The sequence below is a fragment of the Saccharospirillum salsuginis genome, from assembly GCF_014651855.1.
GTDB lineage: Bacteria > Pseudomonadota > Gammaproteobacteria > Pseudomonadales > Natronospirillaceae > Saccharospirillum > Saccharospirillum salsuginis.
In genome coordinates this window covers 24335-36451 of sequence record NZ_BMXR01000015.1, presented here as the reverse complement: position 1 = coordinate 36451, position 12117 = coordinate 24335, and the positions used below count along the sequence as shown (strand labels likewise).

Here is a 12117-nt window from a genome sequence, read left to right as displayed (position 1 = left end):
CGTTGAGGAGAGAAAACAATGAGAAAACTGACCCTCGCCGCCCTGCTCGGTTCCGCACTGGTCGCCACCGGCGTTCAGGCCGAATGCGATTTTGACAACCCGGAACCGGTGTCCATTCTGGCCAACAGTTTCGAAGCCTGGAAAGTGGTGACCGACGCCATGGCCGAGTGCGGAAACTTCGAAGCCGAACTGGACAATGAATTCCGTACCAAGCAGCCGACCGCCTTCGCCTCCAGCCCGTCTTTGTATGAAATCGGCGGCGTCAGCAACTCAACCATTACGCCGCTGCTCAACCGTGACCTGATTCGTCCGCTGGACGATCTGGTGGCCAAATACGGCGATCAGGTTCGCCCGGCCCAGTTGATCAAATTCGACGGCGAGGTGAAGGCCGTCGCCATGATGATCAACACCCAGCACCTGATGTACCGCACCGATATATTCGATCAGTTGGGGCTGGATGTGCCGACCACCTGGCATGAAGTCCTGCGCGCCGCCGAAACCATCCGCGAGGCCGGTGTGGTGGACTACCCGCTCGGCGGCACCTTCCAGACCGGTTGGAACCTGGGCGAGGAGTTCGTCAACATCTATCTGGGTTATGGCGGTGAATTCTTCAACAGCTCCGAGCCGGCCGTGAACAACGACAACGGCGTCAAAACCCTGGAACTGATGAAAGCTCTCACCGAATACATGGACCCGGAATACCTGGTGTCCGATTCCACCTACGTTCAGCAACAGTTCCAGCAGGGCAAGATCGCCATGGCCAACCTGTGGTCGTCGCGCGCGGCGGCGATGAATAACGAGGCCGAATCCTCGGTGGTCGGCAAGGTCGGCATGGCGGCCGCCCCGGCCGTGGTCGATGGCGGTAAACCGGCGACCACACTGTGGTGGGACGGCATCGTCATCGCCAAAAACCTCAGCGACGAGGCGGCGGAAAACGCCTTCCGTGTCGCATTGGAAGGTCTGGATGAAGACATGGTCCGGAAACATCGCGAAGTCGCGGCCTGGTTGGTGCCCGGCTATGAACCGACGCCTTTGGCAAAGGGCGCGATCGAGTCCGTCCAGGGCGGTGCGCCAAGCTATCCCTCGCGCGTCGAGATCGGTCTGATGCACACCGCACTGGGCAACAACGTGGCCGACTTCCTGACCGGTAAACAGAGTGCCGAAGCCACGCTGCGCGCCATCGAGTCGGATTACCGCACCGCGGCCGAAGAACAAGGTCTTTTGTAATACCGACCCGTTACGACGGCGTCTCTTTGAGGGGACCGGAAACCGGCCCCTCCGTTTTCCATCAATCAAACGGCTGAGCACGATCCGGCGGTTTGGTTGTGCCATCAAACCGGGCAGAACCCAATGAACAGAAAGACGTTTTATCTCTTTGTCGGTCCGTCCCTGATCATGATGCTGGTGTTCATCGCCGCGCCCCTGATCAGCGTGTTTATCGGCAGCTTTTACGTGACCCGCAGTGTCTACGAGGACGTGACGGTGGAATCCTGCACACCCGGTTTCACCACCCAGACCTGCACCACCGAAGTGCGCCGCAAACCCATCATCAAGGACAACGGAGAAGTCCTGACGAATACGGTGTTTGTCGGGCTGGATACCTATCGCACCCTGTTGCAACCGGAACGGGTCAAGCGGGCTTTCACTCAGGGGCAGTGGCTGGAACCGTTTCGAACCATCGACTTCTACAAGGCCTTGCGATTTACCGTGATGTTCACCCTGATCACCTTGCCGTTTGTCCTGGTTGTCGGGCTCAGCATCGCCATGGCGGTGAACAATTGTGTGCGTACCTTGCGCGGCCCCATCATTTTCGTGTCGCTGTTGCCGTTCATCATCACACCGGTGATCGGCGCGCTGTCCATCCGCTGGTTGTTCATCGGTGACGGCCTGATCACCCGAGGGTTGGAACAACTGACCGGGCAGGACATTTCCATGTTCGCCCAGGGCTGGACCATTGAACTGCTTATGCTCTTCTACCGGGTCTGGCACGTCGCGCCCTTTGCCTTTGTGATCTTCTACGCCGGCCTGCAGACGGTCAATCAGGACACGCTGGATGCCGCCACCGTCGACGGTGCTTCCCGCTGGGAGCGACTGCGCTATGTCATCGTGCCGCACCTGCAGCCGCTGATCATTTTCGTCACCATGATTCATCTGATGGACGCTTACCGTGTGTTCGAGGAAGTCATCGGTTTCTCAAGCGAAGCCCATGTCATTTCATTGCAATGGCTCACCTTCGACTACCTGACACCGGACGACAGTGGCAACCGTGCCATCAGCCGAGCCTCGGCCTCATCCATGCTCACCATGGTTGGCATCATCATCATCTTGATTCCCGTGCTGCGCCGGACCTGGCGTGAACATCGAACCGGAGCCTGAACCCATGGAAAACACAATACCCAACGCCATGCGCCAGCCCCCCTGGTTGAAGGTCGGCACTTACTCCTTCCTGTTGTTCTGGATCGTCGTCGCGGCCTTTCCCCTGTTCTGGGTGGTCGTTATGTCGTTCAAACTGCCGGTTGACGCCTTCGCGTCGAACCCGCTGGAAGTTCTGTTCGGCCCGAACACCCAGAGTGAAGGCGAAGCGCTGTCGCTGATCGACCTCGCTGTCGGCGGGTTCTTCCTGGTTGTCGCCTATCAGTTGCCGGTCCGCCTCGCCCAACCCGGCCTGGCGTTGTTCGCACCGGGCGGTCAGCGGTTTATGGGCGGCATTTTTCTCGGTCTCGCCTATCTGGTGATCCTGTATGTCGGCTTCGGCTTCCTGTTGCCCGGCATCACGGCGGCACTGGAAGTGGTACTGGGCTGGATACCCCTGGTCGGCCTCCTCGCCAAACCGCTGGTCGGCATAACGCTTGAGCACTACTACGCGGTCTGGATCGACAACACCTTCTACGAGCAGTTCAAGAACTCCATCATCGTCACCGTCGGTGTGGTCACCATCTCGCTCACCGTTGGAACCCTGGCGGCGTACGCGCTGTCGCGCACTACATCCGCCATTGCCTTCTGGCTGCTGATCGCCGCGCTGGTGTTTCGCGCACTGCCGCACTCGGTGCTGGTGACCGGGTACATGCCGGTATTCATCCAGTCGCGCGAGTTCTTCCAGATGCTGTGGGATACACCGATCCTCGGTGTGGTGTTAAGTGCCTTCAGCGAGACACCACCGACGCTCTATGGCCAACCCTTGGCCGTGATCGCGGTGCTGGTCGCCATCAACCAGCCGTTCACCATCTGGATGCTGCGCAGCTTTTTCATGACGGTCCCGAAGGATCTGGATGAAGCGGCCCGCATCGATGGCTGTTCCCATTTTCAGGCGTTTCGCCAGGTCATCATGCCGGTGATGTGGCCGGGGGTGATCACCACAGGGCTGTTCTCGTTCCTGTTGGCGTACAACGATTACCTGGTCACGTCGCTGCTGCTCGATAACCAGAGTCAGACGATGGTTCCGGCGATCACGCAGTATTTCAATCGCGAAACCACGGCCACCGACCAGATCGAAGCCATCGCGGCGGCCGCGTCGATCACGGCGCCGCTGTTCCTGTTGGTCATGGTCTTCCAGAAACAAATCGTCTCCGGCCTGACGGCCGGGGCTGTCAAGGGCTGATGTGACTGTGGCTGGGTTGGATCTGGTGTCAGTGGTACCGCATTGGCTGCCGGGGATACGCCTGCGGGGTCGCCGTAAATACATCCATGTAGGCTTGGCCGCAGCATCCATGCTGCGGACATCCCCGCAAACGTACCCCCGGCATCCAATGCTCTATCACACCAACTCATCACACAGTGTTAATTCAGGAACTGATGGATGGGTTTGGGGTAGTGGACTTGGTAGTGAGCGACGGATGCCGGGTGCTCCCGGTCAGGGAAGTCCACAGCAGGGATGCTGTGGTCTAGCTCCCATGGATGGGTTGAATGGGCGGCACCCCGCGCGACCCTGAGCGGGAGTACCCGGCAGCCGGCGCGGGCCAGCAGCCACAGAACTAAAACCAACCACCCGAGCAACCACAGAACAAAACCAATACGCACACAGTAGGAGCCGAAGAAAATGGCCACTTATTTGAAGACCGGAAAAGAAGCCAGTGCCGTTGCTGAAATTGATGCCAAGGTACGCGGCATTGTTGAAAACGCGTTGAATGATATTGAGCAACGGGGCGATGCGGCCATCCGTGACATGTCCATCAAATTCGACAGCTGGGAACGTGAGAGCTATCGATTGACGGATCAGGAAATTCAGGCCTGCCTCGACAGTTTGAGCGACCGGGAATTGAAAGACATCGAATTCGCACAAACGCAGGTGCGTCGTTTTGCCGAGCATCAGCGTGCCGCGTTGCAGGATATTGAAGTCGAGACCTTGCCGGGGGTGATTCTCGGGCACAAGAACATTCCGATGAACTCCGTCGGCTGTTACGTGCCCGGTGGCAAGTATCCGATGGTCGCGTCGGCGCATATGTCGGTGTTGACCGCCAATGTCGCCGGGGTGAAGCGTATTGTGTCCTGTGCGCCGCCGTACAAGGGGCAGCCGGCAGCGGCCATTGTCGCGGCGCAGCATCTGGCCGGAGCGAATGAGATCTATGCGTTGGGCGGTATTCAGGCCGTGGGTGCCATGGCCATTGGTACCGAGTCGATCAAACCGGTCGACATGCTCGTGGGGCCGGGGAATGCGTTTGTCGCGGAAGCCAAGCGTCAGTTATTCGGCCGGGTCGGCATCGATTTGTTCGCCGGGCCGACCGAGACGCTGGTCATCGCCGATGAGACGGTCGACGGCGAAATGTGCGCCATCGATCTGTTGGGGCAGGCAGAGCACGGTACCAATTCCCCGGCCGTGTTGCTGACCAATTCCGAGAAACTCGCGCGTGAGACGATGGCCGAGGTCGAGCGTCAGTTGGGTATTCTGCCGACGGCCGAGGCGGCACGGCAGAGCTGGGAGGAGTACGGTCAGGTGATCGTCGCCGAGAGCTATGAGGAAATGCTGAGCATTGCTGATGAGATCGCGTCCGAGCATGTGCAGGTGATGACCGACCGCGACGACTGGTTCAAGGACAACATGACCAACTACGGCGCACTGTTTCTGGGGCCGCGCACCAATGTGTCGTTCGGCGACAAGTGCATCGGCACCAACCACACGCTGCCGACCAAAAAGGCCGCGCGCTATACAGGGGGCCTGTGGGTCGGTAAATTCATCAAGACCTGCACCTATCAGAAAGTCCTGACCGACGAGGCGTCCGCGACCGTGGGCGAGTACTGCTCGCGCCTGTGTGCGCTGGAAGGCTTCGCCGGTCACGGGGAACAAGCCAACCTGCGCGTGCGGCGGTACGGCCATCGCGACGTCGAACCCTACAGCGCGGTACAACCGGAATAAGACACTATGGAACTGCCAAAAACCCCCAGTTTTCGACTCGACGGCAAGCGCGCCCTGGTCACCGGGGCGGGCCGGGGCATTGGCCTGGCTTGCGCGGTGGCGCTGGCCGAGGCCGGTGCCGAGGTGACGCTGACGGCGCGCACGCAGGCCGAGATCGAGTCCGTCGCCGAGGCGATTCGAGCACGCGGCGGCGACGCCCGTGCCGTGACGCTGGATGTGACCGATCTCGATGCCGTGAGCCGGTTCGTCGATGCGGAGCCTCCCTTTGATGTGTTGGTGTCCAGCGCCGGCGGGGCCCGGCACCCACCGGCGCTCGAGGTCACGCCCGAGGACTTTGATTTCACGATGTCGCTGAACACCCGCTCGGCCTTTTTCATCGCCCAGCGGGTGGCCGACAAGCTGATTCGCGCGGGGAAGCCCGGCAGCCTGATAACCCTGTCGAGTCAGATGGGGCATGTGGGTGGCCCCAAGCGCGCGGCCTATTGCGCGAGCAAGCACGCCGTCGAGGGGTTTACCCGGTCGATGGCACTGGAGCTGGGTGCGCACGGCATTCGCATCAATACGCTGTGTCCCACGTTTATTCGCACCCCCTTGACCGAGCCGATGTTGGCGGACGCCGACTTTACCCGGTGGGTGACGGACAACATTGCCCTCGGCCGGGTTGGCGAGATCGAGGATCTGATGGGGCCGGTGGTGTTTCTGGCCAGTGATGCCAGTGCCCTGGTGACCGGCACGGCCTTGATGGTGGACGGAGGATGGACCGCGCGATGAAACGCAAACCGAGTTCCCGTGATGTCGCTCAATTGGCCGGTGTCAGTCAGTCCGCCGTCAGTCGGGCATTCACGCCCGGCTCGTCGGTAAAAGCCAGCACGCGCGAGAAGATTTTGCGAGCCGCCAAGGAGTTGGGCTATCAGCCCAATGTCATGGCGCGTTCGATGATCACGAGGCGCAGCAAGATCATCGGTTTCGTATTCGGTTATATGGAAAACCAGTACTACCCGGTGGCGCTGGAAAAGCTGTCCCGTGAGTTGCAGAAACGCGGTTACCACAGCCTAATGTTTTTCGCCGACAGCAACGAGCCGGCCGACGCCATCGTCGAGGAATTCCTGCAGTACCAGATCGATGCGGTCGTACTCGCCTCGGTGTCGCTGTCACCGGACTGGATCGATGCCTGCCACTCGGTGGCCGTGCCGGTCATTCTGTTCAACCGGGCGATCGACGCCGAAGACGTGACCGCCATTACCTCCAACAACCGCAAGGGCGGACGCGAGGTTGCGGATTTTCTGGTGGCCGGGGGGCATCGCCGCATCGCTTATCTGTCCGGTTTCGAAGGGTCGTCCACGAACCGGGACCGGGAAACAGGCTTTGTTGAGGGGTTGCAGGCGCACGGTCTGGAGCTGCACGTGCGGGCGCTCGGCGATTACCGGCAGGACCTGGCTCGCGAAGCCATCCTGTCGTTGTATCGGGGTCCCGAGTCGAGCCACCCGGATGCCATATTCGCCGCCAACGATCATATGGCGCTGGCCGTGCTCGATACCCTGCGGTTCGAGTTGGGCTTACGGGTGCCGGACGATGTCTCCGTTATCGGCTACGACGACGTACCGCTGGCCAAGGCTCTGGCCTACAACCTGACCACGATGGCACAGCCGGTGGACGCCATGGTCGATGCCACCGTCAACGCCCTGCTAGAGCGACTGGACAACCCCGGCACCGACGCCAAACGCATCGAAATCGAAGGGCCTCTGATCGTTCGGGGGTCCGCACGCATACCGCCAGGATACGACCATGAAAAATTTTGACTCACAGTTTCGTGACCTGCCCGACTACATCATCAAGATCACCGAAGAGATCTGGGAAGGTCGGGGGCTCGATACCCTGCGCCGTTATTACGGCGACACTCTACCGGTGCGCACGCCCGCCGGGCTGACCCAGGGCAACGAAAACGTCATCGCCGCCACCATGGGAACCCTGGCCGAATTTCCGGACCGTACCCTGCTCGGCGAGGATGTCATCTGGTGTGGCGACGAGGATGCGGGGTTTCTGTCCTCGCATCGCATTTTTTCCACCGCGACGCATCGCGGCCACGGCGTGTTCGGTCCGCCGACCAGCAAGCGTCTTCAGTTCCGGATCATTGCCGACTGTTACTGCATCGACAATCAAATCACGGACGAGTGGATGATCCGCGACCTGGGCGCGGTCGTGCGCCAGTTGGGCCTGGACCCGCAACGCTTCGCGGCCGACCAGATCGAACAGGAAGGTGGCGCCGAGCACGCCAAGCGACCGTTCACACCGGATCAGGACGTCGCCGGACCCTACCAGAGCCGGGGTAACGAGCACCCGCTCGGTCTGCGTTACGCCGAATTCCTGGAGCGCATCATGAACGCCGAATTGCGCGCCGTTCGCGAAACCTATGACCGGGCCGTGCAGTTGGAATTGCCCGGTGGCGTGACCGAGCATGGCCGGGACGCGGCCGACCGCTTCTGGCTGGGCCTGCGCTCGGCATTTCCGTTCGCCGAGTTCAAGGTGCACCACATCATCGGCCGTCAGGACGCCGGCATGGCCGATCGCGCCGCCGTGCGCTGGAGCCTGACCGGCACGCACGATGGCGTCGGGGCTTTCAGCCCGCCCACCGGTGCGCCTGTGCATGTCATGGGTATCAGCCACGCCGAGTTCGGTCCGCGCGGTTTGAATCGGGAGTGGGTCCTGTTCGACGAATCCGCCATCTGGAAACAAATTCTGCTGCATAAGGGGTAAACCAATGGATGCCAGCACTCTGGAACAGCGCATCGTTCGCTACGGCGATCTGGTGCCCTGTCGCACAGCCTTTATCGATGCTCACACGCCGGGCTCCAACCAGAAAGAAAACTTCACCATTATCGGGGCGGGTGTGTCCGAAAGCCCGGATCAATACGTCCACATTCGCGAGACACCCGGCTTCAACATCGGCGCCGCCGGCCAGCCGCCGCGTTGCACGAACTCGCTGCACACCCATCGCACCGCCGAAGTGTTTTTCGTCCACAGCGGTCGCTGGCGGTTTTTCTGGGGTGAGCACGGCACCGATGGTGAGTTCATCGCCGAGCCGGGCGATCTGTTCAATATCCCGACCGGTATTTTCCGCGGCTTCGAAAACATTGGCGACGACTACGGCATGCTGATGGCCGTGCTCGGCGGCGACGATGCCGGCGGCGGTGTCATCTGGGCGCCACACGTTATCGAGGCGGCGCGCGAGCACGGCCTGGTGTTGGCCGAGAACGGCAAGCTGTACGACAGTAAAAAGGGCGAGCAATTGCCGGAGGGCATCAAGCCGATGCCGTTGCTGACGCCGGAGGAACTGAAGCAGTTCCCGGTGGTGCACGAGAACGCGGTGATTCCCGACTATGTCGCCCGCTACCGGGATATAGAAGCCCTGGCGCGACAGGCACCGTTGCGCGTGCTTGGTGCGGACGGGTGGTTAAAAGATAAACCCGGATTCGAGATCGACTTCCTGCAACGTGGACAGGTCGGATTGGGCGACGCCTACCGCACCGATCGCCATGAAATCCTGATGGTGCATCGCGGCCATTGGCGCGTCACGGTCGACGGCGTTTCGGCGACACTGGCGCCGGGCGACACCTGCGCCGTGCCACCCGGCAGCGAGCGCGTCATCGAACCGACGATGAGCGGCGAGACCGCCTTATTCCTGGTGCGCAACACCGACGACCCGGCGGGGCCGACTCATGTCGACTGAACTGCCCCTGCTGTTGCTCCCCGGAATGATGTGCGACGAACGCTTGTTCGCGCCCCAGATCGAGGCGTTCCAATCGGAGCGCCCGGTGGTCGTCGCCGATATCACCGGGGCCGATTCGATGACCGAACTGGCACGCAGAGTACTGGCGGACACGCCCTGGCCGCGGTTCGCGTTGGGCGGTTTGTCCATGGGCGGCATCCTGGCGATGGAAATGGTGCGCCAGGCACCGGACCGCATCGCCGGTTTGGCTTTGATGGACACCAACCCCTGGGCGGAACCGGAAGAGGTGCGGGAAAAACGCGAACCCCAGATGCAGGCCGTGCGCGAAGGCCGCCTGATTGAGGTCATGCGCGACCAGATGGCGCCGAAATATTGTGCCGCGCACGAAACCGAATGCGCCCAACTGGATGTGATTTTGACCATGGCGGAAGACCTGGGACCGGCCGTCTTTCTGCGTCAATCGATCGCGTTGCGTGACAGGCCCGGGCAAACCAAGACATTGAAAGGTGTCACCGTACCGGGCCTGGCGTTGGTGGGCGAGGACGATCAACTTTGCCCACTGGACCGACACGAGGCCATCGCGACCCTGATGCCGGACTGCGAACTGGTTGTTCTGCCGCACGTCGGCCATCTGTCGACGCTGCAAGCCCCGGACGCGGTCAACGCCGCCCTGAACACCTGGCTGGAGAGACTGACATGACCACCAAGACCGCTTTCGACAATGCCTATTTCGACGCGCTGCGCGCTGTCGACACCCCGACCATCGCCAACGCCATCGAAGTCGTACTGGGCAAGCGGCAGGGCAGCGGCTTCACCCGCCGCACCGTGCTGGCGGCCGACCCCAGGCAACCGCCTATGGTCGGCTACGCCCGCACCGCCCAGTTGCGCGCCGCCGAACCGACGAGCGAAAACCCGGGCGCTATCGCCGAGCGACGCATGGCCTACTACCAATACATGGCCGAAGCCCCCAAACCCTCGGTTGTGGTCATCGAAGACCTCGACTACCCGGATTGCGTCGGCGCGTATTGGGGCGAGATCAATACCACGGTGCACAAAGGCTTCGGTTTACAGGGCACCCTGACTAACGGCGTCATGCGCGACCTCGATGCATTGGCGCCGGACTATCCGGTCATCGCCGGCTCGATCGGCCCGTCGCATGCCTTCGTGCGCGTCGAAGCCTACGATATTCCGGTTACTGTCTTCGACCTCACCGTTAATCCGGGTGACCTGATCCACGCCGACCGGCACGGCGCCGTGATCATTCCGGACGACGCGCAAGCCGAACTGCCCAAAGCCATCGAAACCATGATGATGCGCGAACGCATCGTGCTCGATGCCGCCAAGTCGCCGGATTTCAACTTCGAACACTTCAAACAAGCCTGGGCCTGTTTCGAAGCGGCCCGGGAAAAATAACCATAGAACCTTCGTAGGGCCGAAGAGGCAACGCCGATATGGGCCGTTTCGAACACGGTGCCCCGACCAACCAATGCCACCACGGTGGGCTTCGTCCACATGGCCGATGTCGGCAAAGCCTCTTCGGCCCTACCACATACGCTACAGAGAGGAGTCACATGTCCAACAAAACCCGAATCCAACCCTACCGACAGGCCCTCTACAACTTCGACCCCGAGACCGTCCGCGAAGCGATCAATGATCTCTTCCACCCGGACGCCTTACTCCAACTGTGCCACCCCTTCGAAACTCTCCCCGACACGGCCGCCTTCTTCGACCGGGCTCTGATGCCTCTGTTCGAAGCCATTCCGGATCTCGAATGCCGCGACACCATCGTCATGGAAGGGCCGAGCCAGAACGGTGGCCAATGGGTCGGGTGCTGCGGTTATTACACCGGCAACTTCGATCACCCCTGGCTGGATATCCCGCCGACCCGACGCCAGGTATCGCTGCGCTTCCATGAATTTTTCCGTTTCGACGACGGGCGGATCGTCGAGATGCAGGCGATCTGGGATATCCCGGAACTGATGATGCAGGCCGATGCCTGGCCCATGGCGCCAAGTCTCGGTCGCGAGTGGCATGTTCCCGGTCCCGCGCCACAAAACGGTTTCGTACCCGACTCACGCGACGATGCGCGGTCGAAGGCGAGCCTCGAACGGGTCGAAAACATGCTCCAATCGTTGGGAAACTTCGCCGAAGGCGGTGCCAGAGCCATGCGACTGGAAGACTACTGGCACCCACGCTGCAGCTGGTACGGCCCGAGCGGCATCGGCACAGGCCGGGGGTTGCGCGGTTTTCGCAACTGGCACCAGATTCCATTCCTGAACGCGATGCCCAACCGCGACGGCAACCCGGACAACGGTCATCTGTTCGCCGACGGCGACTTCGTGGGATTCACCGCCTGGCCTGGCATGAGCATGACCATCAGTCAGGACGGTTGGATGGGTATCGTTCCGAACAATCAGGAGATCACCATGCGCAGCCTGGACTTCTGGCGCTGCGAAAACGGCCTCATCCGTGAGAACTGGGTGCTGATCGACCTGTTGCACGTCTATCACCAACTGGGTGTGGATGTGTTTCATCGGTTGAAAGAATTTAACAAAGCGCGCGGGTTGCAGCCGTTTGACGATTAGGGAAGGGCGACGGGTTCTTGCATGACCTCAACCAGTTTGGGCGTATGCCGCTCCACCAGAGCGATCAACTGGGCGACCCGACCCGGAGAGAAGTGTTTGGCCCGATCCAGAAAATTGACCGTTCCCACGACCCGCTGTCGATCAATCACCGGAACGTTCACAACCGATGCGCACCCAAGCGCATTGATGACAGCGTGGTCGCCAAACACATCGGCGAACTCCTCGGTACGGTTGGCGACAAAAGGTTTTTGCTCGTCCAGTACGTGCCGGCTCCAGCGGTTGGTCAGCATCGGTTTGGACCCAGTGACCGGGTAAGCGTCGGGGTGGGATGTATAGACGCGTTGCGCCTGATTATTGGTGTGATCCAGAACCATAACGGTGAACAGTCGAATCCCCATTTTGGCGTCCGCCGCGTGGTGGATGTCGGAATATATGGAAGGTGCGGTCATTCGATT

General features: G+C 61.0%; 12 protein-coding genes. 11 read left to right on the top strand and 1 reads right to left on the bottom strand.

Going from position 1 to position 12117, the window contains the following annotated elements; all coding sequences use genetic code 11:
- The first annotated feature begins 18 nt into the window (after positions 1 to 18).
- The 11 genes from IE111_RS21885 (at position 19) to IE111_RS21835 (ending at position 11662) form a co-directional block, all read left to right on the top strand.
- Positions 19 to 1227 (top strand): ABC transporter substrate-binding protein, encoded by a 1209-nt coding sequence (locus IE111_RS21885; RefSeq protein ID WP_189612898.1) that lies wholly within the window; start codon positions 19 to 21, stop codon positions 1225 to 1227.
- Positions 1228 to 1350: 123 nt separating this feature from the next.
- Positions 1351 to 2376 (top strand): carbohydrate ABC transporter permease, encoded by a 1026-nt coding sequence (locus IE111_RS21880; RefSeq protein ID WP_189612895.1) that lies wholly within the window; start codon positions 1351 to 1353, stop codon positions 2374 to 2376.
- A gap of 4 nt (positions 2377 to 2380) precedes the next feature.
- The gene (locus IE111_RS21875; RefSeq protein ID WP_189612893.1) at positions 2381 to 3598 is read left to right on the top strand and encodes a carbohydrate ABC transporter permease; all 1218 of its coding nucleotides are present in this window, start codon (positions 2381 to 2383) and stop codon (positions 3596 to 3598) included.
- Between the two features lie 438 nt (positions 3599 to 4036).
- The gene (gene hisD / locus IE111_RS21870) at positions 4037 to 5350 is read left to right on the top strand and encodes a histidinol dehydrogenase (protein WP_189612891.1); all 1314 of its coding nucleotides are present in this window, start codon (positions 4037 to 4039) and stop codon (positions 5348 to 5350) included.
- 6 nt (positions 5351 to 5356) lie between these two features.
- On the top strand, positions 5357 to 6121 hold the full coding sequence (locus IE111_RS21865; RefSeq protein ID WP_189612889.1) for an SDR family NAD(P)-dependent oxidoreductase: 765 nt from the start codon (positions 5357 to 5359) through the stop codon (positions 6119 to 6121).
- The gene (locus tag IE111_RS21860; protein ID WP_189612887.1) at positions 6118 to 7149 is read left to right on the top strand and encodes a LacI family DNA-binding transcriptional regulator; all 1032 of its coding nucleotides are present in this window, start codon (positions 6118 to 6120) and stop codon (positions 7147 to 7149) included. Before IE111_RS21865 ends, IE111_RS21860 begins: the two co-directional genes overlap by 4 nt.
- On the top strand, positions 7136 to 8104 hold the full coding sequence (locus IE111_RS21855) for an ester cyclase (protein ID WP_189612885.1): 969 nt from the start codon (positions 7136 to 7138) through the stop codon (positions 8102 to 8104). Before IE111_RS21860 ends, IE111_RS21855 begins: the two co-directional genes overlap by 14 nt.
- Positions 8105 to 8108: 4 nt before the next feature.
- Positions 8109 to 9077 carry a cupin domain-containing protein gene (locus IE111_RS21850; RefSeq protein ID WP_189612883.1) on the top strand — a complete coding sequence of 323 codons (969 nt, stop codon included), beginning with the start codon at positions 8109 to 8111 and terminating at the stop codon, positions 9075 to 9077.
- Positions 9067 to 9777, top strand: coding sequence for an alpha/beta fold hydrolase (locus IE111_RS21845; protein WP_189612880.1), 711 nt, complete (start codon positions 9067 to 9069; stop codon positions 9775 to 9777). The genes IE111_RS21850 and IE111_RS21845 overlap by 11 nt, the downstream gene beginning before the upstream one ends.
- Positions 9774 to 10490: an RraA family protein gene (locus IE111_RS21840; RefSeq protein WP_189612878.1), complete on the top strand. Its 717-nt coding sequence runs from the start codon at positions 9774 to 9776 to the stop codon at positions 10488 to 10490. Before IE111_RS21845 ends, IE111_RS21840 begins: the two co-directional genes overlap by 4 nt.
- Before the next feature lie 158 nt (positions 10491 to 10648).
- On the top strand, positions 10649 to 11662 hold the full coding sequence (locus tag IE111_RS21835) for an ester cyclase (RefSeq protein WP_189612876.1): 1014 nt from the start codon (positions 10649 to 10651) through the stop codon (positions 11660 to 11662).
- Here IE111_RS21835 and IE111_RS21830 read toward each other — a convergent pair.
- Entirely contained in the window at positions 11659 to 12111 is a 453-nt protein-coding gene (locus IE111_RS21830; protein WP_189612873.1) for a GAF domain-containing protein, read from the bottom strand. The two genes, IE111_RS21835 and IE111_RS21830, sit on opposite strands and share 4 nt — an antisense overlap.
- Between the last annotated feature and the right edge of the window lie 6 nt (positions 12112 to 12117).